Source organism: Parasedimentitalea huanghaiensis, from assembly GCF_009753675.1.
GTDB lineage: Bacteria > Pseudomonadota > Alphaproteobacteria > Rhodobacterales > Rhodobacteraceae > Parasedimentitalea > Parasedimentitalea huanghaiensis.
This window is the reverse complement of sequence record NZ_WQLV01000005.1, coordinates 112336-132136: the sequence shown is the minus strand read 5'-3', so window position 1 is coordinate 132136 and position 19801 is coordinate 112336. Positions and strand designations below refer to the sequence as shown.

21 protein-coding genes are annotated in these 19801 nt (G+C 57.4%); 8 read left to right on the top strand and 13 right to left on the bottom strand.

Annotated elements, in window-relative coordinates:
• Positions 1-9 precede the first annotated feature (9 nt).
• Positions 10-459: a low molecular weight protein-tyrosine-phosphatase gene (locus GO984_RS09695; RefSeq protein ID WP_157022326.1), complete on the bottom strand. Its 450-nt coding sequence runs from the start codon at positions 457-459 to the stop codon at positions 10-12.
• A gap of 152 nt (positions 460-611) precedes the next feature.
• Between GO984_RS09695 and GO984_RS09690 the strand changes: the two genes are divergently transcribed.
• Complete coding sequence (locus GO984_RS09690; protein ID WP_157022325.1) at positions 612-947, top strand: hypothetical protein; 336 nt, start codon at positions 612-614, stop codon at positions 945-947.
• On the top strand, positions 944-1639 hold the full coding sequence (locus GO984_RS09685; protein WP_157022324.1) for an NAD-dependent deacylase: 696 nt from the start codon (positions 944-946) through the stop codon (positions 1637-1639). Before GO984_RS09690 ends, GO984_RS09685 begins: the two co-directional genes overlap by 4 nt.
• A 78-nt stretch (positions 1640-1717) precedes the next feature.
• Here the strand turns inward: GO984_RS09685 and GO984_RS09680 are convergent, their stop codons facing one another.
• The 5 genes from GO984_RS09680 to meaB all read right to left on the bottom strand — a co-directional run bounded on the left by GO984_RS09680 (position 1718) and on the right by meaB (position 5320).
• Complete coding sequence (locus GO984_RS09680; RefSeq protein WP_157022323.1) at positions 1718-2197, bottom strand: copper chaperone PCu(A)C; 480 nt, start codon at positions 2195-2197, stop codon at positions 1718-1720.
• Positions 2198-2250: 53 nt separating this feature from the next.
• Entirely contained in the window at positions 2251-2601 is a 351-nt protein-coding gene (locus tag GO984_RS09675) for a hypothetical protein (protein WP_138162451.1), read from the bottom strand.
• A 132-nt stretch (positions 2602-2733) separates the two neighbouring features.
• On the bottom strand, positions 2734-3027 hold the full coding sequence (rpmB, locus tag GO984_RS09670; protein ID WP_157022322.1) for a 50S ribosomal protein L28: 294 nt from the start codon (positions 3025-3027) through the stop codon (positions 2734-2736).
• Positions 3028-3154: 127 nt separating this feature from the next.
• The gene (locus GO984_RS09665) at positions 3155-4060 is read right to left on the bottom strand and encodes a LysR substrate-binding domain-containing protein (RefSeq protein ID WP_157022321.1); all 906 of its coding nucleotides are present in this window, start codon (positions 4058-4060) and stop codon (positions 3155-3157) included.
• 276 nt (positions 4061-4336) lie between these two features.
• The gene (gene meaB / locus GO984_RS09660; RefSeq protein WP_157022320.1) at positions 4337-5320 is read right to left on the bottom strand and encodes a methylmalonyl Co-A mutase-associated GTPase MeaB; all 984 of its coding nucleotides are present in this window, start codon (positions 5318-5320) and stop codon (positions 4337-4339) included.
• A 96-nt stretch (positions 5321-5416) separates the two neighbouring features.
• Here meaB and hrpB point away from each other — a divergent pair, with 96 nt between their 5' ends.
• Positions 5417-7912, top strand: coding sequence for an ATP-dependent helicase HrpB (hrpB, locus tag GO984_RS09655; RefSeq protein WP_157022319.1), 2496 nt, complete (start codon positions 5417-5419; stop codon positions 7910-7912).
• A gap of 427 nt (positions 7913-8339) precedes the next feature.
• Here hrpB and GO984_RS09650 read toward each other — a convergent pair whose 3' ends face one another.
• Positions 8340-9104 carry an SDR family NAD(P)-dependent oxidoreductase gene (locus GO984_RS09650; RefSeq protein WP_157022318.1) on the bottom strand — a complete coding sequence of 255 codons (765 nt, stop codon included), beginning with the start codon at positions 9102-9104 and terminating at the stop codon, positions 8340-8342.
• A 209-nt stretch (positions 9105-9313) separates the two neighbouring features.
• Here GO984_RS09650 and GO984_RS09645 point away from each other — a divergent pair, with 209 nt between their 5' ends.
• Both GO984_RS09645 and GO984_RS09640 read left to right on the top strand, forming a co-directional pair.
• A complete protein-coding gene (locus GO984_RS09645) occupies positions 9314-9772 on the top strand; it encodes an NUDIX hydrolase (RefSeq protein ID WP_157022317.1) in 459 nt (152 codons plus the stop codon).
• Positions 9773-9863: 91 nt separating this feature from the next.
• Positions 9864-11345, top strand: a complete 1482-nt coding sequence (locus tag GO984_RS09640) for an inorganic phosphate transporter (protein ID WP_157022316.1) — start codon at positions 9864-9866, stop codon at positions 11343-11345.
• Positions 11346-11408: 63 nt separating this feature from the next.
• On the opposite strand, the gene GO984_RS09635 is transcribed toward GO984_RS09640, so the two are convergent.
• From GO984_RS09635 to GO984_RS09620, 4 genes are all read right to left on the bottom strand, one after another.
• The gene (locus GO984_RS09635; protein WP_157022315.1) at positions 11409-11975 is read right to left on the bottom strand and encodes an isochorismatase family protein; all 567 of its coding nucleotides are present in this window, start codon (positions 11973-11975) and stop codon (positions 11409-11411) included.
• 42 nt (positions 11976-12017) lie between these two features.
• Positions 12018-12923: a GNAT family N-acetyltransferase gene (locus tag GO984_RS23355; protein ID WP_167740283.1), complete on the bottom strand. Its 906-nt coding sequence runs from the start codon at positions 12921-12923 to the stop codon at positions 12018-12020.
• An 11-nt stretch (positions 12924-12934) separates the two neighbouring features.
• A complete protein-coding gene (gene argF / locus GO984_RS09625; RefSeq protein WP_157022314.1) occupies positions 12935-13861 on the bottom strand; it encodes an ornithine carbamoyltransferase in 927 nt (308 codons plus the stop codon).
• A gap of 75 nt (positions 13862-13936) precedes the next feature.
• Positions 13937-15112, bottom strand: coding sequence for an aspartate aminotransferase family protein (locus tag GO984_RS09620; RefSeq protein WP_157022313.1), 1176 nt, complete (start codon positions 15110-15112; stop codon positions 13937-13939).
• A gap of 358 nt (positions 15113-15470) precedes the next feature.
• On the opposite strand from GO984_RS09620, the gene GO984_RS09615 reads away from it, so the two are divergent.
• Positions 15471-16367: a DMT family transporter gene (locus tag GO984_RS09615; RefSeq protein WP_157022312.1), complete on the top strand. Its 897-nt coding sequence runs from the start codon at positions 15471-15473 to the stop codon at positions 16365-16367.
• Positions 16368-16381: 14 nt separating this feature from the next.
• Here the strand turns inward: GO984_RS09615 and GO984_RS09610 are convergent, their stop codons facing one another.
• Positions 16382-17008 carry a LysE family translocator gene (locus tag GO984_RS09610; protein WP_157022311.1) on the bottom strand — a complete coding sequence of 209 codons (627 nt, stop codon included), beginning with the start codon at positions 17006-17008 and terminating at the stop codon, positions 16382-16384.
• Positions 17009-17088: 80 nt separating this feature from the next.
• Entirely contained in the window at positions 17089-17901 is an 813-nt protein-coding gene (locus GO984_RS09605) for an ABC transporter permease (protein ID WP_157022310.1), read from the bottom strand.
• Between the two features lie 160 nt (positions 17902-18061).
• Here GO984_RS09605 and GO984_RS09600 point away from each other — a divergent pair, with 160 nt between their 5' ends.
• Complete coding sequence (locus tag GO984_RS09600; RefSeq protein ID WP_138162467.1) at positions 18062-18646, top strand: GcrA family cell cycle regulator; 585 nt, start codon at positions 18062-18064, stop codon at positions 18644-18646.
• A 160-nt stretch (positions 18647-18806) separates the two neighbouring features.
• The gene (gene speB, locus GO984_RS09595) at positions 18807-19772 is read left to right on the top strand and encodes an agmatinase (protein WP_157022309.1); all 966 of its coding nucleotides are present in this window, start codon (positions 18807-18809) and stop codon (positions 19770-19772) included.
• Positions 19773-19801: the final 29 nt, after the last annotated feature.

Sequence of the window (19801 nt, the reverse complement as noted above, 5' to 3'; positions counted from 1 at the left end):
GACGAAAGATCAGTCAGGCGCGTCGAGTGCCTGCTTCAATCCAGTGGCGCACTGGGCAATCAAATCCAAACAGCCGTCAAAATCTCGGGTGTAATAGGGATCGGGCACATGATCCGCCTGCGTCGCAGCGGCGTAGTCTGTGAACAACCGCACTGGCGTCTGACACCCTGTTGGGCGCAGTGTCTCGACTTTGAAGTGATTGTCAGTATCCATCACGATGATCAGATCAAAACGATCATAGTCAGATGGGGTGAATTGCCGGGCCCGAAGGTCAGAGATATCGACCCCACGCCCCCGCAGCGCAGTTTGCATGGCCCCATATGGTGGCTCCCCCACATGCCAGTCTGATGTGCCAGCACTGTCCGTCGTGAACTCCGGCGCAAGATCGCGAAACACACCCTCAGCTGCAGGCGAGCGGCAGATGTTACCAAGACAGACAAACAGAATTTTCTGAGGCATGGTAGAGAGGTGTCCTGTGTGAGTTGTGGAAAGGCGCTGATGTGAAGTTATCTAACAACGGCTTGCAGGGGTTTGCTATAGCCCTGTTAATCATGTCGGCCAGTCCGCTCTGGGCAGACACTGCGCCATCCCCCTACGAAACAGACTGCACAATGAAAACCTGGGCTGGCTACCTTGCCCCCTATGAGCAGAAAATCACCCTGAAAGAAGTTCTTCCACACTCTAATGGAGACATTCTTGCATATGAATTGTCACCCATAGTCGGAGACTTTGCAAAGGCCTATATGTTCCTGCTTGATGATGGCACCTGCTTTCGCGAAGTGATTTCCATTGGCTCTTATGCGATTACCACAATGATGCATGAAGGTTCCGGGCGGTTATTTCATGCCGATCATTATAAAGAAGACGAGCATGGCACCCTCGATTTCTTCACGGGAAAACCGAGTTATGAAGCCGCAAAGGCCTTGGCCCTGGGAGTGTTGAATTGAGCAAAATCGTTATCCTCACCGGAGCCGGGATCTCAGCTGAAAGTGGCTTGGGCACGTTTCGAGATGAGAATGGGCTCTGGGCGCAACACCGGATTGAAGATGTCGCAACACCCGAAGGGTTTGCCCGCAATCCCGATCTTGTTCATGCCTTCTATAACGCCCGCAGGCAGCAGTCCTCGGCGGCGCAGCCCAATGCCGCACATATGGCACTGGCACAGTTGCAGGCCCAACACCCCGGCGAGGTTGTGATCATCACGCAAAACGTTGATGGGCTTCACGAGAAAGGTGGCGCCTCTAAAGTCTGGCATATGCATGGTGTTCTGGACAGCGCCCTTTGTGCGGCTTGCAGCCACCGCTGGCACGCAGCTGAGGACATGCACCGGCGCACACTCTGCCCGTCTTGTCAGAGGCCTGCAGCACGTCCTGATATCGTTTGGTTTGGCGAAATGCCTTATGACATGGAGCAGATCTATGCCCACCTCGCCGGTGCGGATCTGTTTGCTTCCATTGGAACCTCATCACAGGTCTATCCGGCAGCGGCATTTGTCCACGAAGCTCAGGCGGCGGGCGCTCACACGGTTGAGCTTAATCTGGAGCCTTCGTCACTGGTTTCGAGCTTTGCCGAAACACGTTTTGGCCCTGCCACCGTGATTGTCCCTCAATGGGTCAATGAGGTGATCGGCCAGCCCTGAAACGTCAAAGCCAGCCCCAAAGGGCTGGCCGGGCGCGAAGGAGGGCGGCAGCGCCGTCGGACGCCGCGCCCCGTTTGCTTAGTTGCTGTGTTTGGTATGATCCATCCCACCATGGCTCGCCTTGCGCTCCAGATCGACTGGGACTTCAACAACCACATCGCCGGCCTTTTCAAAGGTCAGAGTCAGCGTAACTGTGTCACCCTGCTTCAGCTCCTGGGTCAGACCCATAAACATCACGTGGTCACCACCACGTTGCAGCATATGTGTCTCGCCTGCTGGAATGGCAAAGCCTTCCTCGACATGCATCATCTTCATGACGCCATCGCCCATGTCCTTATGGGTGTGCAGCTCGGTGCGCTTGGCGATATCGCTGCTGACTGCGATCAGGCGGTCATCCTCACCTGTGTGGTTGGCAACAGCCATAAAGGCCGCACCTGCCATCTTGTTAGAAGCCCGCGCATAAGCATCTTCCACCATGATCTTGGACATATCGGCAAAGGCTGCTCCAGCCAGAGTCAGGGATGCAGCGGCAGCAATAACTACGGATTTGAAAGACATAGTCGTCTCTCCTTTAGTCTGATTTTGATTTCTTAGTTTGAGTTTGTGTAGGTTCAGGACCCAACCGGCGGTGAACGCGCACCGGCCTGCAGTGGCATCCGAGACTGGAGACGTATCGCTACAAGAAACTCAGCCCGGCGCATTGGCTCGGGGGTGGCATGCTCTGCGTGTTGCACTGGCAACACCACATCCAGCGCCGCAGAAATGCAATCAGGACAGTCATGTGGCGCCCGCGTGGGCTGACCATCCGCGTCCACATAGATCACCACCGGTCCATTGCCTGAACAGATCACCATCTGACCGGTCGCATCACGCATCCCCGCCGCAGCGCCAGCGCTATGGGCGGTCAGGGTGATCGCAAAGACCAGAAACAGGGTCAGGTATGAACGGATAAGATGTCTCATTGCCGCAAGATAGGCCGGGGTTTGGTCAATCTGCAAGTCGCAAAACAGTCGCAGTTTGTGCTGGCACAACAAACAACAACACCCTGCACGATCACTCGTACAGGGTGCAAATTTTTAGACCCGGTGAAGGGATCAGGCCTGAGCAGCTACAGTTGCCTTGGCGATCTCTTTCTTCACTTTCAACGCGCCTGTTGACAGCTCGTCGTCTTTGGCTTTTGCCAAGAATGCGTCCAGACCACCACGGTGATCAACGGTGCGCAGAGCAGCAGCCGAAATCTTCAGCTTAACGCCGCGGCCCAGAGTCTCGGACTGCAGGGTTACGTCGTTCAGGTTTGGCAAAAACCGACGGCGTGTGCGGTTTTTGGCGTGGCTTACGTTATTGCCCGTCATCGGGCCTTTTCCGGTCAATTCGCAACGGCGCGACATGGCATTATCCTCATTTTCGTCACGGGGAAGCAGACCCCGTCAATGTAAGAGAGCGCCGCCTAAGCCGCACTCAGAATTTCGTTGGCTGCTCATACGCGGAATCAAAACGGGCGTCAAGCGAGTCAGGTCACCCTGCGACCACTAGTGTTTGCATTTCTGCTAACAGCCATTTCCGAAACGCACGGATCGCAGGAGATTTCCGCCTACGCTCAGCATAGACCAGCCACACCGGGCGTCCACTCTCAACCACGATATCAAAGGGTTGTATCAATTCCCCATTGGCCAGTTCCCGGCGGTAATAGGTTGGGGTCAGCAGGGTTACCCCCTGCCCGGCCTTGGCGGCCTGAACCTCAAAAATTTGCGACCCCATGGTTTTATCACGCAGGTTCTTGGTACACGGCGGTGTCAGCCCGGCCGCTTCAAACCAGCGATCCCATGCAGGATGCCCTGCAACCACGCGCGGAGCTGTCAACAGATCCTCAAGACAGGTCAACGGCCCGTGACGTTCAATGTAGGCCGGGCTGATCATCGGCGTAATCTCAGGCCGCATCAAATGGTCCGCTCGCATGCCCTCCCAATTGCCATCACCAATGCGGATGGCAACGCTCGCCTCACCGGCCTCCAGATTGACCGGTTTTTGATTGATATCGATCCGGGTGGCGATATCCGGGTTCTCGGCCTGAAACTGCCACAACCTTGGCCCCAGAACACTGGCTGCAAAAGCGGCAATAACAGAAATCACCAAAGTGTCCTCGGTCGTCTGGCGCAGTTCAGCAAAGGCCTCACGCAGGATCTCAAGCGCCTCTCCGGCGCGGGCCGCCAATTGCGCCCCGTCTGGCGTCAGTTGCACGCCGCGTGGCTGGCGGCGAAACAAGGGCACCCCAGCGCGATCTTCCAACTGTTTAATCTGATAGCTCACAGCGGCCTGAGTCATCCCCAACTCTTCAGCTGCGCGGGTAAAACTGCCAAAGCGCGCCGCGGCTTCAAATGCGCGCACGGCGGTCAACGGTGGAAGAGGTCGCTGATCTGGCATAAAATCTCCTTATGCCTCCCCATGGCAATTCAATTGGTCATTCCGGCACCTCATCCCCATTTAGCCAATGTAAGAGATGAAAGGAAAGCGCTATGACCACGCATTGTATTGAGCACCAGCCACAAAGATCACTTTGGACAGGCCTGAAACTGCGCTGGCCCCAAAAGCGCCGCGATCAGTTGGTCAGGCAGTTGCAAGCACGTTCATCGCTACGCGATTTGTCCAGCCATATTCAAAAGGACATTGGCCTGTTCAATGAAACAGGTCGCCCCCCCTTCACCCGGTGGTAATGTTCAGGCGGGCCAAGGCAAGGCCCGCCGCTTTGACCGAAGACACCTCTCCACTGGCAACCTGTTGCGCAAGCTGATTGATCTCACCTTGCGCTTCAGCACTATTCAATTGGGACAAGACCGCCTGTCGCAGTTCTTCGTGAAACCAGTATTGGGCCTGTTCTGCGCGACGTTGCTGCCAATGCCCATGTTCGCGGCGCCAGGCATCCAGTTGCTGCAACTCGTCCCAGGCAATGGATAGCCCCTGATCTTCCAGCGCAGACACCATCAGTGCTTTGGGGAAACCTGCTGGATCCTGCGGTCGTTTGCGCAGCAGTCGCAGCGCGCCGGAATAGTCAGCACATGTGCGGCTGGCGGCGGACTTCAGCTCTCCATCTGCCTTGTTGACCAGAATCACATCGGCAATTTCCATGATGCCGCGTTTGACCCCCTGCAATTCATCCCCACCAGCCGGGGCCAGCAACAGCAAGAACAAATCAGATATTTCGCTTACCACGGTTTCGGATTGACCAACCCCAACCGTTTCGATCAGCACCACATCGTAGCCCGCAGCTTCACACAGCGCCACAGCTTCACGGGACCGCCGTGCCACACCACCAAGATTGGTCTGACTGGGCGAAGGCCGGATAAAAGCATTAGGGTCACGTGACAGTCGCTCCATCCGGGTCTTGTCCCCAAGAATCGATCCTCCCGAACGCGCCGAACTTGGATCAACTGCAAGCACCGCAACCCGCAGCCCCTGTTCGGTGAGCATCAGGCCAAAACTCTCGATGAAGGTGGATTTGCCAACACCGGGCGTGCCGGACAGGCCAATGCGTAGCGCCTGTCGTTTATGTTGGGCCAGAAGATCCAGCAGCTCGGTTGCCTGCGCCCGGTGATCGGCACGGCCACTTTCCACCAGCGTAATGGCGCGGGCCAGTGCGCGTCGGTCGCTGCTCAGGATCTTTGTGCTTAGCTCGGCAATATCCATGCCTGCCCCCTTGGTTTGGTCTCGCTTACTTGACGCAGCTGAGTGCAGCTTGTCCAGTGGCTAGACCTTAGTGCAGTCATTGGCGATAACAGCGCCATGACAAAACTTCCCATTGATGCCGTCCTGCCCGAATTGATTGATGCCCTGCGCGCCGATGGCCGGGCCGTTCTGCAAGCGCCCCCCGGTGCGGGCAAAACCACCCGTGTGCCATTGGCGATGCTGGAGGCCAACCTGTGCAAGGGCCGCATCGTAATGCTGGAACCGCGCCGTCTGGCCGCGCGTGCCGCAGCTGAACGAATGGCCGAGACATTGGGTGAACGGGTTGGCGACACGGTTGGCTACCGGGTGCGCGGCGAATCCAAGGTGTCCAAGACCACCCGCATCGAAGTGGTCACCGAGGGCATCCTGACCCGGATGTTACAGTCAGATCCAGACCTGCCGGGCATCGGCGCGGTGATCTTTGATGAATTCCACGAACGGTCGCTGAACGCCGACTTTGGCTTGGCTCTCTGTCTGGAAGTGGCAGAGGCCCTGCGCGACGATCTGATCCTGATGGCGATGTCTGCGACACTGGATGCGGGTCCCGTGGCCGAGTTGATGCAGGCCCCAATGGTTACGTCTGAGGGACGCAGCTATGATGTGGAAACACGCTGGCTTGACCGACCCATTGCGACACAGGGGCCTCGTGGGCCATCACGCGGGGCCGCCGCGCGAACACAGCGACTGGATGCGCTGGTGGATCTGGTGCAACAGGCCGAAAAAGACACGCGTGACACAGGGGGGGGTATCCTGGTGTTTCTCCCCGGCGAAGGGGAGATCCGCCGAGCAGCCTCGGCACTAACGGCAAAGCTGCCAGAAACCTGTGTCGTGCGACCCTTGTTCGGCGCCCTGCCCTTTGCCGAACAACGCGCCGCCATCGCACCCGTCAAATCCGGCCGCAAAGTTGTGCTGGCGACGTCCATTGCTGAGACATCACTGACCATTCAGGACATTCGCGTGGTGGTCGATATGGGTCAGGCGCGCCGGGCCCGGTTTGATCCCGGTTCCGGCATGTCGCGATTGATCACCGAAAAGGTAACACGGGCCGAAGCCACCCAGCGGCGAGGCCGGGCTGGACGGGTGGCAGAGGGTATCTGTTATCGGCTGTGGACCAAGGGCGAAGAAGGCGCGCTGATGGCCTATCCACCAGCCGAGATAGAAGCTGCAGATCTGACAGGGCTGGCGCTGGAACTGGCCCTATGGGGCGCCGCCACAAACGATTTGTCCTTCCTGACCCCACCGCCCGAGGGGGCGATGACTGAGGCCCAGGCCCTGTTGCGGATGCTCGGTGCCCTGGATGATCATGGTCGGATCACCGTGCACGGCAAGGCTCTGGCGACCCTGCCGCTCCACCCGCGACTGGGGCATATGCTGGTCACCGGCGGTCAAGACGCGGTGCAACTGGCAGCATTGATGGCCGAACGCGATCCCTTGCGCGGTGCACCAAGTGACCTCTTGCTGCGGATGCAGGCCATGCAGGACCCCAAGGGGTTCATGCGGAAACGCCCCTATCAGGTGAACCTGCCGGTGATTGAAAGGATCAAAGCGGAGAGCCGCCGTCTGCGGCAGCAGGGCACGAAACAGCCAAAACTTGATGCCCCGTTGTCCCCTGCTGCCATGGCCGCGCTCGCTTATCCCGACCGTATCGGGCAGCGTCGCAAGGGGGACACGCCGCGCTATGTCCTCTCCGGCGGTAAGGGCGTGGTGCTGGATGACAGCGATACCCTGGCAGCGGCGCCCTTCATTGTGACGCTGGACAGTGACGGTAACCTGCGCGAAGCGCGGGTGCGGATGGCGGCACAGATCTCACAAAGCGAGATCCGTACCCTGTTCAAGGATCAGATCGTTTGGCAGGATATCTGTGAATGGTCCAAACGTGACCGGCGGGTGGTATCGCGCAAACAAGAGCGGTTTGGCGCCATAGTCCTGGATGATCAGGTCTGGAAAGATGTCCCGCCCGAAGCGGTGGCAGAGGCGATGCTGGACGGGGTGCGTGACCTAGGGTTACGCCTGACCGGAGCGGCGGCACGGTTGGCGGCGCGGGTTGAGCTGGTGCGCGCCGAAGGTCACGGCCTGCCTGATTTCTCAATTCAGGGGCTCACCGACACTATAGGTGACTGGCTGCTGCCGATGCTGACCGGGATAAAAACCGCAGAGGACTGGAAGCGGTTCGACCTGCTGCCTGCCCTGCGTGCGGCGCTGGACTGGAACCAAACCCAACTGCTGGACCGCGAGGCCGCCAGCCACTTCACCAGCCCACTGGGCAACCGGATACCGATCACCTATGCCGAGACCGGCCCCGAGATCGAGGTGCGGATACAGGAATTGTTTGGCGTCACCCGGCATCCGGCCAGTGGTGGTGTGCCCTTGAAAATAACTTTGCTGTCCCCTGCCCGTCGCCCCATCCAGATCACCCGAGACCTACCCGGATTTTGGACCGGATCTTATGCAGACGTGCGCAAGGATATGCGGGCACAATATCCCAGACATCCTTGGCCAGAAGACCCCACACAGGCAGATCCAACCCTGCGAGCAAAGCGGCGACCTAAATAGCCACGACAAAATGCAGCGAATCGGCGTCCAATCTGGTGGTTTTGGCGGCAAAAATGGTGGATCTGCCACTCTACCCGCCACATTGGCGGCATTTATGAAAATTTTGGCGTCAATGCTCATATCCACGGAGGCATCTAAAATGTATCTTAAATGCACAAGAACAAAAACAAGACCAAAAACAAAAACACGACCCTAAGAACACTGAATATAGGCAGACTTGACAGGCATCGAGTAGCACCTCTTTTCACCCCCTTCCTCTTTACCCGAGATGATCTCGGGCAATAGGGGCATCAGGCATTTGAGCCTGAAGTGGGGCGGCGCGTTTAATCCCTCCCCGGCGCGCTGCCCCCATCATTTCCCCAACAACACCCCCTGCCAAAGTGATGAGCAATGCGGCATCGCCTGCCTTAAGAACGGGCCAAGTCTGTCAGTCCGCTGTGTTTGAGGCTCTCAGCGCAGGCAATCCAATCCCCACAGCCTCAAACCCGCCATCAGCCGCCAAGATTTGGCCGGTGATAAAACTGGCCTTATCCGACAGCAGAAATGTTATGGCCGCGGCGATTTCTTCTTCCTTGCCATAGCGGTTCAAAGGCAACGCGTCGTGATACGCGGCAATAATTTCAGGCGAGTGCACTGCCATTGCCAGTTTGGTGGCCACAGGCCCCGGAGCCACCGCATTCACCCGGATGCCCAGTTCGCCCAGCTCAGCAGCCTGTTGCAGCGTCAGCTGTGCCAAGGCCGCCTTAGAGGTGCCATAGGCCACCCGCAGTGTGCTGGCGCGCAACCCGGAAATCGAGGTGATATTCACCACCGCCCCGCCACCACTTTCCGCCAGCAAGCTGGTAAAGGCCTGTGTCATCAAGAATGGGCCATCCAGATTGGTTTGCATCACCCGCTGCCAGCGCTCAAACGTTGTGTCCCGGATGGGGCCAAAATCCGCCACACCTGCGTTGTTGACCAGCCCGTCCAGACGACCAAAGGCTTCGGTTACCTCAGCCAGAACGCGATCTGTATCTGCCGGGTCTGAGACATCCGCATCAATTCCGAGAGCACCGGGCAGTTTAGTCAGCGCCTCTGCCAACTCAGCGCTGTCGCGGTCCAGAATTGCGACCTGCCAGCCTTCAGCCATCAGCTCTTTGGCTGTGGCAAAACCAATGCCGCGCGCACCACCGGTGATCAGTGCAGATTTCATCGAACTCTCCTAGGCCAGTTTCTTCACTGGCGCATGGCGCCTTAGCGCAGTGGAATTGTCAATCCATTCACAGCACAAGATTGGGATCGTCAAAAATACCGCACTTTGAACTGTTATCCCCAGCCCGCATTGTAACCAAGACAGGCTAGGCCTATATGTGCGACATCCAAATATCACACTGAGGCAAGCCGCAAAGGCACCGAGCAGTTATGACGCGCGCGTTAACCCGTGCCTGGGAAGAGATTCTCAGGCCCATGATCTTTAGGCCAAAGCGCCTACAGGTAGCAGCCCTGTGCTACCGCAAGACAGACGACGGCACCGATGTGCTGATGATCACCAGCCGTGGCACCGGCCGCTGGATCCTCCCCAAAGGCTGGCCGATCCAGGGCAAAGACGGCGCCCAATCCGCTCTGCAAGAAGCCTGGGAAGAGGCCGGGGTCAAAAAAGCCGAGATCGAAGGCGAACCGATCGGGCACTATGACTATCAAAAAAACCGAGGGCGGGGCCGGGTCGAAACGGTAGAGACACTGGTTTATATTGCTCAGGTGACCAAACTGTCCAAATCCTATCCCGAGCGTAAACAACGCAAGCGCCAATGGGTCCCGGTCGAAGACGCCGCCAATCTGGTACATGAGCCACAGTTGCGAGATTTGCTACGCCAACTGTAACAGTCTTACGAACTATTTGCGACAAATCCCTTGCACCGAATCCAAGGGAGGGCTAGGCGCGTTTCCGATCACTGGATTCGGGACTGATACCATGAGCGACGACCCTCAACGCAGACAATGGAAAACACTCGACAAAGATCTGAACAGGATCGCGCAGCTGGAAAATGCGACCAGCTATGTCGCGCGGCCTATGGTTGGATCAGGCATTGCGCTGGTGTTTATCGTTTTGGCCGGCTTGGCCGCAGCCGTCTTGCTGGGCACCACACCTGTTAACTTTGTGGTGGTCGCAGCCGCTGCTTTTGGCGCCTATATGGCCGTCAACATCGGCGCCAACGACGTCGCCAACAACATGGGGCCAGCGGTAGGTGCAAATGCGCTGACCATGGGTGGCGCCATTCTGATCGCCGCCATTGCTGAAAGTGCCGGTGCCCTGCTGGCCGGTGGTGATGTTGTTTCAACCATCTCCAAAGGGATCATTGATCCGCAGGTGATGGCTTCAACAGATATCTTTATCTGGGCGATGATGGCGGCGCTGATTTCTTCGGCGCTCTGGGTCAATCTGGCCACTTGGGTTGGCGCCCCTGTCTCTACCACCCATTCGGTTGTTGGTGGCGTGATGGGCGCTGGAATCGCTGCCGCCGGCCTTTCCGCTGTGAGCTGGGGCACGATGAGCAAGATTGCCGCCAGCTGGGTGATCTCTCCCGTTTTGGGTGGTGTTATCGCGGCCGCCTTCCTGGCGCTGATCAAGGCGCAGGTCATCTACAAAGAAGACAAGATTGCTGCCGCCCGCCGCTGGGTTCCTATCCTGGTGGGCATCATGGCCGGGGCATTTGCCTCTTACCTTGCCGTTAAGGGGCTCAAACGGATCATCAAGATCGACCTTCAGACCGCATTATTGATTGGTTTGGTTCTGGGGACCGCCTGCTGGGCGATCACCAAACCGCTGATCAGCAAGCAATCCGAAGGTCTGGAAAACCGTAACAAATCCCTGAAAATCCTGTTCCGCATTCCGCTGGTAATTTCTGCCGCGCTGCTCTCATTTGCGCACGGTGCCAACGATGTAGCCAATGCTGTGGGACCGCTTGCGGCTATTGTACATGCTTCTGAGTTTGGCGACTTTGCCGCCAAGGTGGCCATTCCAACCTGGGTCATGGTGATTGGTGCCTTTGGTATCTCGTTTGGTCTGTTCCTGTTTGGGCCCAAGCTGATCCGTATGGTTGGAAGCCAGATTACCAAGCTCAACCCGATGCGCGCTTTTTGTGTATCCCTGTCGGCTGCCATCACCGTGATTGTGGCCAGCTGGCTCGGCCTGCCGGTCTCCTCGACCCACATTGCTGTGGGTGCGGTGTTTGGGGTTGGCTTTTTCCGGGAATGGCACATGGAGCGCCGTCTGCGCAAATCTGCCTTGGCACATCCCAAGAAGAAAGCTTTGGCCCCTGAAGAACGCCGCCGCCGCAAACTGGTGCGCCGCAGCCATTTCATGACTATTATCGCCGCCTGGGTGATCACAGTTCCTGCGGCAGCGGTCATGTCTGCTGTGATCTATCTGCTGCTGATCACCATGGTTGGCTGACCCAATCACAAAGCCCCGCAACACAGGTGCGGGGCTTTGTATTTCTCAACTCATGTCACTGGTCTAGTCCGTTGGCAGCTGGTCCAACACCTCTTGTGTTGGCAACACCTTGCCAAATCCAGCATGCAGGGCCGACAGTATCACCTCCAGAGCCACATCTGCATCAATGTCGCCGCCGTGCCGCGATGGCAGTGCAAAAGCGATCAGCGCATCTTCGGGGACCAGCACCTCAAACCCCAGGTTGGCCGCGGACCGTGCGGTTGAATTGACGCAGAATGCCGCGACACCGCCAACAATTACCAATCGGGTAATGCCGTTTTTGCGCAGATGATCCTCTAACCCGGTGTCAACAAACCCGGATGAGCCTGTTTTCCAAAATACAGGCTCATCCCCCATGGGCGCGGCACAAGGCATTGGCGCGCCGCCGGGGGCATCCCGGCGGAAGGGGCTTTCCGGCTGAGGGGCATCGTGGTGGACATGTAGAACTGGCAGTCCTGCACTGCGAAACCCTGCCACCAGATCCGTGACACGGTCTTCGGCCTGTGGGGTTGCGCGTGGACGACCTGCCTCTGTTCGGAAGGTCATTTCCATCTGCATATCGACAATCAAAAGAGCAGTTGTCTGGTCCATGTCATTTCTCGCGTTCTGAATACCAAACGCAATGAGTACAGGTCAGAGATCTGAAGACCAGCGTATAATCACATTTTCCGACGGCCACAGAGGCCCGCGATAGGTTTGCTCAGCCACGGGATCACCGTCACACGCGCGGTAAAAATCGAGCGCAGCCGTATTCTCGCGGACCACCTCCAGCACCACGGCTGGCTTCTTAAACCTTTGCGCAATGTGCTGCGCCAAGTTCAGAAAGTATCGCCCACCCCCCTGCCCGCGCAATTTCTCATCCAGATACAGATGTGTAATTTCGAGCGCATCCTCAAATCCAGAGATCGCGGAGCCTGTGAGATCGCAAAGGCCCATAATCTGACCCTGCTCATCTTCTGCCAGCAAAGTGACAGACTGCTCGCGATTTCCAGACAGTTTGACACGCCACTGCTCTTGTCGGCGGTCAAAATTCAGCGCTTCAACCGCAGCAGCGGGCGCAATCGCACCGTAAGTCTGCCGCCAGATCCGCAGGTGAAACGCAGCAATCGCATCGCAGTCCGATATCTCTGCGGTCCGCAAAAACAACTGACCTCGCTGGAGCCTATGCCCATACTCCAGCCACGCCAGCTCTGCCCGGTGCAGACTGTCCTGACGCACCAGCAGATAGTCGCGGTCAAAGGTCGAAACAAAAAAGATACCCAGCCCGGCCTCGGCAACTGGACGGGTTGCAGCGACAACTACGCCGGGTTCATCAAAATCAAACAGGTTGGAGACCTGAATGGCGGTCCAGCCTGCAGACTGTTTAACATCCGCCGGAACCCGTTCGCGCAGACAAAGGATCGAGGTTTCGTCCTCGGCGCTGGTCACCGTGACCAGACCGGGCCCATTCACCCAGTCGGGCGTGTCGCTACCGGCCGCCAGCCGAGAGACAGCATAGTCCCCCGGCAATTCTCGCAGCAGCAATTTAGGTGCGTTCATAACGGGTTACCTTAGACTCCAAGGCACCAGCGCATGACCGCCTTTTGGGCGTGCAGACGGTTTTCAGCTTCATCAAAGATCACCGATTGTGGGCCATCCATCACTTCTGAAGTGACCTCTTCCTCGCGGTGCGCAGGCAGGCAATGCATGAACAGCGCGTCAGGTTTGGCATGGGACATCAGTTCGGCATTAACCTGATAGCCGCGCAGCATGTTGTGGCGACGTTCCTTGGAGGACTGGCTGTCATGCATCGACACCCAGGTGTCCGCAACAACCAGATCCGCGCCTTCGACAGCTTTTTGCGCGTCACGCTCGATCACGATTTTGGATCCGGCGTTACGGGCCAGACCAATAAACTCGTCCTCAGGGTCCAACTGCGACGGGCCGGTAAAGGTCAGGTCAAAACCAAACTGCCCAGCCGCATGCAGGAACGATGCGCAGACGTTATTGCCGTCCCCTGTCCAGACCACTTTCTTGCCTTTGATCGAGCCGCGGTGTTCTTCGTAGGTTTGGATATCGGCCATGATCTGGCAGGGGTGAGTGCGGTCGGTCAAGCCATTGATGACCGGAACCGAGGCGTATTCAGCCATTTCCATCAGGACGGTTTCGTCAAAGGTCCGGATCATGATCATGTCAACGTAACGCGACAGCACGCGGGCGGTGTCGGCGATGGTTTCACCGTGGCCCAACTGCATGTCACTGCCCGACAACACCATCGACTGGCCGCCCATCTGGCGTACGCCAACGTCAAACGAGACCCGGGTTCGGGTTGACGGTTTTTCAAAGATCAGAGCAACCATGCGGCCCGCCAGCGGCTGGTCATCATCCGGTGCCGCCTTGGGCCGGTCCAGGCGCGCCTGTTTCATCACACTGGCCTGATCAATCATGCCGCGCAGGTCGGAGGGGTCGGTTTTATGAATGTCGAGAAAATGGTTCATGCTGTTTCGCTTTTTGTGAGACCGGGCCGGGGGCGCTGCCCCCGGACCCCCGGGATATTTATAGCTAGATGAGGATCAGGCCGTTTCAATCTGGGTTGCAGCTTGATCGAGGCGATTAAGGGCCTGGGTGATGTCGTCATCACTGAGAGTCAGTGGCGGCAGCAGGCGGATGACGTTATCGGCAGCCGGGACAGTTATGACCTGATTGTCATAGCCGGCATTGACCACATCGATATTGGTAGCCTTACATTTCAGCCCCAACATCAGGCCAGAGCCGCGAACACTTTCGAACACCTCTGGGTGGGCGCCGACCAGACCTTCAAGCTTTTGCCGCAGCAATCCGGCCTTGCGGTTCACCTCGTCCAGAAAAGCGGGGTCGGTGACGTGATCCATCACCGCACAGCCAACCGCGCAGCCCAGCGGGTTCCCGCCATATGTCGATCCATGGGTGCCCGCAGTCATTCCTGAAGCGGCGTCTTCGGTGGCGAGCACCGCGCCCAGCGGGAAGCCTCCGCCGATGCCCTTGGCCACCATCATGATATCCGGGGTGATACCCGCCCATTCATGGGCAAACAGTTTGCCAGTCCGGCCAACGCCACATTGGACTTCGTCCAGGATCAGCAGGATACCATGCTCATCACAAAGTGCCCGCAAAGTTTTTAACTCTGCATCGGGAACCGCGCGAATACCACCTTCCCCCTGAATGGGTTCGATCAGGATTGCCGCGGTGCTGTCAGTGATCGCATTGGTCACACCATCCATATCGCCAAATGTCAGGTGTACAAAACCTGGCAAGACAGGACCAAAGCCCTTGGTCATTTTCTCAGACCCGGCGGCCGAAATCCCGGCAGCTGAACGACCATGGAAGGAGCCATCAAAGGTAAGGATTTCAACCCGCTGCTCCTGCCCTTTGTCATAGAAATACTTGCGCGCCATTTTCACCGCCAACTCACAGGCCTCGGTGCCGGAGTTGGTAAAAAATGCGGTGTCGGCAAAGGTATGTTCCACCAGTTTGTCGGCCAGTGCCTGTTGCTGTGGGATCTGGTAGAGGTTGGAGACGTGCCACAGGTTTTGTGCCTGATCCGTCAGGGCCTGAACCAATGCCGGGTGGGCGTGACCCAAAGCGTTCACTGCAATGCCTGCGCCAAGATCCAGAAAACGTCGCCCGTCCGCCTCGATCAGCCAGGAGCCTTCGCCTTTGACAAAGTTCAAAGGGGCGCGGTTATAGGTTGGCAGAACGGAAGCGATCATCGGGATCATCCTTTTCGAAAATAGACGCCCAAGACGTGCAGTATGATGGGCAGTTGGTCAACGATGTTGATAGAGAGGTGCGTCAATTAGGGACGCATGGATCAAGAAGCCGTAACGCGGATTAGCGTCGGCGTCGCAGTGCAGGTGCCCGTCGGGTGGTATGTGCAAGTTTGATCATAGGAACAGCCCATAGCGGAGGATAGACCAGAAGGAAAGTCCTTTTGTGCACTCAGGATGAGCACTTTGGCAAATACGTCGAAACTGAACGCACCAGTTTCCAACCCTCTGTTCAAACGCTTCGTTGGCGAGCTGATCAAAAACTCTTGCATCCCAAGATCGGCTGACGCATCGCAACCCTATGCATAAAACAAGCCAGCAAAACCCAACCCTAGCCGCCGCCTTTATTCTGGTAGCAACCACGTTCATTGCCGGCACCACGCTGGTGGCCAAGGCCCTGGGCACCGATGCGCTGGGAGAACCGCTTCACCCGTTGCAAGTGAGCCATGGGCGGTTTGTGTTTGCTTTTGTGGCGATTTCAACAGCCGCAATGGTGCTGCGGACCCGTTTTAGCCGTCCCCATTGGGGTTTGCATATCGGGCGAACCTCGTTTGGCTGGGCCGGGGTTTCGCTGATGTTTGCCTCGGTGGCCTATATCCCGCTGGCGGATGCCACCGCGATCACTTTCCTGAACCCGGTTTTTGCGATGATGCTGGCCATTCCTTTACTGGGGGAAAGGGTTGGCCCGTGGCGCTGGGGGGCAGCCGTGACGGCGTTACTTGGTGCGATGATCCTACTGCGGCCCACCCCGGACAGCTTTCAGCCCGCCGCATTGCTGGCCCTTGCGGCGGCGATGATCATGGGATTTGAACTGATTTTCATCAAAAAGCTGGCCAGTCGCGAATCTCCGCTACAGGTCCTGTTGATCAACAACACAATTGGCATGCTGATTGCCTCTGCAGCAGTCATTCCGGTTTGGCAGATGCCAAGTGTTGGGCAGTGGGTCGCCCTGGCTGCAATCGGCGTGTTGATGGCCTGTGCCCAGGCCTGCTTTGTCAACGGGATGGCGCGTGCCGATGCATCGTTTGTGGCCCCATTCAGCTATGCAACGCTGATCTTTGCCACACTTTATGATTTTCTTGGCTTTGGTGCAGTACCGGATGCTGTGACCATTCTTGGGGCCAGTATCATCCTGACCGGGGCGGCGGTTCTTGCCTGGCGAGAGGGGCGGTTGCGAAAACCCAAAAGCCCGCAATAACGCCCCTGTCAGGATCAGCCAACGCGGGAGGCGTTGGCGGTAAATACGCCTGCTGCAAACATGCAGGATGCGCCCGTTCTATTGACCGCGCGCCGCGCACGCGGCTTCTGCAATCGCGCCCGCAACCCGGACGCAAAGAACAGCCACATCATCCCGTTAAGTGCGGCAACACCCACGAACGTGGCAGTGAGAATCGCAAACTGCTCAAACACCGGCAGCGATGTGTTCACGAATTGCGGTACAAACGCCATGTAAAACACTGGACCTTTTGGGTTCAGCGCACTGACGAGAAAAGACTGGGCAAAAATCGACCACAGGGACCTGCCCGCAACGCTCCCTGGTTCCTCGACCTCTTCGACTGGCGCAGTCCACAAGCAATAGGCCATCCAGATCAGATAAGCGGCCCCGGCAATTTTAAGGATTGAGAACAATGTCACCGAAGTTGCAAGGATCGCGCCTGCGCCCATTAGCGTCGCAGACATCGCCACCAGTGCCCCCAATGCTGTCCCTGTCACTGTTCCCCAACCGGTGCGCCGTCCGCTGCGCAGTGCAAAATTCACCGTCAGTATGATATTTGGGCCGGGGATCACCACCACAATTGCGCTGGCGAGGACGAAAGCGATCCAGGTTTCATAGGTCATAGGTATTTCCATATGTAAGACCGACGGAGAATTGCACGGCACATAGGCTCTGTAAATAACCGATCACCAATGCGCCGCGTTCAGGCCTTTAGACGGTAACCCGTGCGCAGCATCGCCCAGCCTAGCAGGCAGACTGCAAAAGTTGCGCCACTGCAGACTACCAGTCCCAACCAAGGTGAGCTGTCTGAAGTGCCGATCATGCCGAATCGCACCCCATCAATCAGATAGAAAACCGGGTTCAGATAAGAAAGTGTCTTAAGAACCGGTGGCAATGCCGAGACGGAGTAGAAGGTGCCGGACAAAAACGCCAAAGGTGTGACGATAAAATTCGTGATCGCTGCCATCTGGTCGAACTTTTCAGCAAACACACCGGCAACGATCCCAAGCCCGCCCAGAAAACACGCGCCCAGAAGGACAAACACCAGCGCGACAAGGGGATGCGAAGGCCATATACCCAGCGTCAGTCCAAGCCCCAGTGCAATGCCCAGCGCCACCAGCAAGCCGCGGGCAACTCCGCCCGCCAGATATCCCAACAGGATCTCCAGCCCGGACAAAGGCGGCATCAGGGTATCCACGATATTGCCTTGTACCTTGGTAATAACAATCGACGATGTGGTATTGGCAAAGGCGTTCTGGATCACCGTCATCATCAAGATGCCCGGTGCCAGAAAAGTCAGGAACGGAACCCCCATGACATCACCGCGCTGTGGGCCGATGGCGATATTGAAAATCATCAGAAACAGCGCAGAAGTCACCAGTGGGGCGAGCAGGGTCTGGGTCCAGACCACCAGAAACCGGGTGATCTCTCGACCGGCCAGTGTGCGCAGCCCCATCCAGTTAAAACGACCAAAGCGACGTTCGCCCAGGCCAATACGATAGCTGGTGTCTGACATGTCTGCCCCTAAATTCTGTGTCCGGCCTGCATACCTATTGCACCGACAAGTGCAAGATGGCTTGTAACTCGCGGCGCAGTGATTAGAATAGGCCACTGATACGGAATACTATGGCGGTCGCAGGTTTCTTGGGGCCGCTTTTAGCTTGGAAAGGCAAGATATGTCCTGGACAGACGAGCGCGTTGAACTGCTCAAAAAGATGTGGGGCGAGGGTCAGTCGGCCAGCCAGATCGCCAAAGAACTGGGCGGGGTCACCCGCAATGCGGTGATCGGCAAGGTGCACCGGTTGGGCCTATCCAACCGCAACTCCACTGGTGGGGCCAAGTCTGCTGAACCTAAGGAGAAACCCGCAGCCGCGGCGAAACCTGTGCCCAAGCCCAAGGTGCAGCCCAAGACCGAGCCTGCACGTCCAATCACCCCACCTGCTGCCAAGTCAGCCGATGGCAAGCCGATGCTACCTGCTCGCAAGCAAATCATTCCAGCTGGTCAGCCGCTGCCACCGCAGCCCTCGGCCAATGAAATCAGCCCAGAGGCACTGGCCAAGGTTAACGAGATCGAGAAGAAGGCCAAGCGCCTGTCTCTGATGGAATTGACCGAACGCACCTGTAAGTGGCCTGTTGGCGACCCCGCAACCGAGGACTTCTGGTTCTGCGGTTTGTCAGTTCAGCAGGGCAAACCCTATTGCGAAGCCCATGTTGGCGTTGCCTTCCAACCGATGAGTGCCCGCCGCGACCGTAAACGGTAACCTCTGGCAGATATCTGACTAATCTAACGGCGCCCCTTTGGGCGCCGTTTTTTTTGTTGCCTGGGATCATCTGGTAATGCTCAATAGCTCAAGCTTCCTTCGACATCGTTGGCAAACTACCGCAACGTCCAGGACGGACACTTCAAAAGGACATTGCAATATGGGCGATCCATTTTTCCACCCGGTATCGGGATTTGATCTGCCGCGATTTGCCGGCGTACCGACATTTATGCGGTTGCCACATGTATCGCTAGACGATCCCCGGATCAAAGACGTTCAGATTGGCCTGATCGGCACACCCTGGGACGGGGGCACAACAAACCGGCCCGGTCCCCGCCACGGCCCCCGTCAATTGCGGGACATGTCCACGATGATACGCGCCCAGAATGGGGCCACCCAAATCCGCCCGTTTGAACTGGTGAACTGCGCCGATCTGGGTGACGTAGCCCCCAACCCAGCCGGACTGGAAGACAGTATGGCGCGGATCACCGCATTTTATGATCAGGTCACCGAGGCAGGCATTCTCCCCATGACTGCTGGCGGAGACCATCTGTGCTCGTTGCCAATTTTGCGCGCACTTGCAAAGGACGCCCCATTGGGAATGATCCATTTTGACAGCCACACAGACCTGTTCCACAGCTATTTTGGGGGCACGATGTATACCCACGGAACCCCATTCCGTCGCGCCATCGAAGAGGAGTTGCTGGATCCCAAACGCGTTGTCCAAATTGGTATTCGGGGCACAACCTACGACAGCGAAGACCGTGACTTCGCCCAAAACGTCGGCGTGCGAATCATTCCCATCGAGGAATTCCACGCGCGTGGCGTCGACGATGTAATGGCGGAAGCCAAAGAAATAGCAGGTCACGGCAAAACCTACGTGTCCTACGACATCGATTTTGTCGATCCAGCTTATGCCCCCGGCACCGGCACCCCCGAAGTTGGCGGCCCCAACTCGTTTCAGGCCATCCAGGTGGCCCGGATGCTGGACGGTGTGAATATTGTCGGCGCAGATCTGGTGGAAGTTTCGCCACCCTTTGACACGGCTGGTGCGACGGCATTTTTGGGGGCTTCGATCATGTTCGAAATGCTCTGCAACATGGCACAAAACCTAGCATCCGATTAACGCCCCAATGACCAGAAATGGTCACTGGG

Coding starts and splice junctions, on each gene's coding strand:
- GO984_RS09695 (WP_157022326.1), bottom strand. CDS start 459: ATGCCTCAGAAAATTCTGTTTGTCTGTCTTGGTAACATCTGCCGCTCG.
- GO984_RS09690 (WP_157022325.1), top strand. CDS start 612: ATGAAAACCTGGGCTGGCTACCTTGCCCCCTATGAGCAGAAAATCACC.
- GO984_RS09680 (WP_157022323.1), bottom strand. CDS start 2,197: ATGTCTTTCAAATCCGTAGTTATTGCTGCCGCTGCATCCCTGACTCTG.
- GO984_RS09675 (WP_138162451.1), bottom strand. CDS start 2,601: ATGAGACATCTTATCCGTTCATACCTGACCCTGTTTCTGGTCTTTGCG.
- rpmB (WP_157022322.1), bottom strand. CDS start 3,027: ATGTCGCGCCGTTGCGAATTGACCGGAAAAGGCCCGATGACGGGCAAT.
- GO984_RS09665 (WP_157022321.1), bottom strand. CDS start 4,060: ATGCCAGATCAGCGACCTCTTCCACCGTTGACCGCCGTGCGCGCATTT.
- meaB (WP_157022320.1), bottom strand. CDS start 5,320: ATGGATATTGCCGAGCTAAGCACAAAGATCCTGAGCAGCGACCGACGC.
- hrpB (WP_157022319.1), top strand. CDS start 5,417: ATGACAAAACTTCCCATTGATGCCGTCCTGCCCGAATTGATTGATGCC.
- GO984_RS09650 (WP_157022318.1), bottom strand. CDS start 9,104: ATGAAATCTGCACTGATCACCGGTGGTGCGCGCGGCATTGGTTTTGCC.
- GO984_RS09645 (WP_157022317.1), top strand. CDS start 9,314: ATGACGCGCGCGTTAACCCGTGCCTGGGAAGAGATTCTCAGGCCCATG.
- GO984_RS09640 (WP_157022316.1), top strand. CDS start 9,864: ATGAGCGACGACCCTCAACGCAGACAATGGAAAACACTCGACAAAGAT.
- GO984_RS09635 (WP_157022315.1), bottom strand. CDS start 11,975: ATGGACCAGACAACTGCTCTTTTGATTGTCGATATGCAGATGGAAATG.
- GO984_RS23355 (WP_167740283.1), bottom strand. CDS start 12,923: ATGAACGCACCTAAATTGCTGCTGCGAGAATTGCCGGGGGACTATGCT.
- argF (WP_157022314.1), bottom strand. CDS start 13,861: ATGAACCATTTTCTCGACATTCATAAAACCGACCCCTCCGACCTGCGC.
- GO984_RS09620 (WP_157022313.1), bottom strand. CDS start 15,112: ATGATCGCTTCCGTTCTGCCAACCTATAACCGCGCCCCTTTGAACTTT.
- GO984_RS09615 (WP_157022312.1), top strand. CDS start 15,471: ATGCATAAAACAAGCCAGCAAAACCCAACCCTAGCCGCCGCCTTTATT.
- GO984_RS09610 (WP_157022311.1), bottom strand. CDS start 17,008: ATGACCTATGAAACCTGGATCGCTTTCGTCCTCGCCAGCGCAATTGTG.
- GO984_RS09605 (WP_157022310.1), bottom strand. CDS start 17,901: ATGTCAGACACCAGCTATCGTATTGGCCTGGGCGAACGTCGCTTTGGT.
- GO984_RS09600 (WP_138162467.1), top strand. CDS start 18,062: ATGTCCTGGACAGACGAGCGCGTTGAACTGCTCAAAAAGATGTGGGGC.
- speB (WP_157022309.1), top strand. CDS start 18,807: ATGGGCGATCCATTTTTCCACCCGGTATCGGGATTTGATCTGCCGCGA.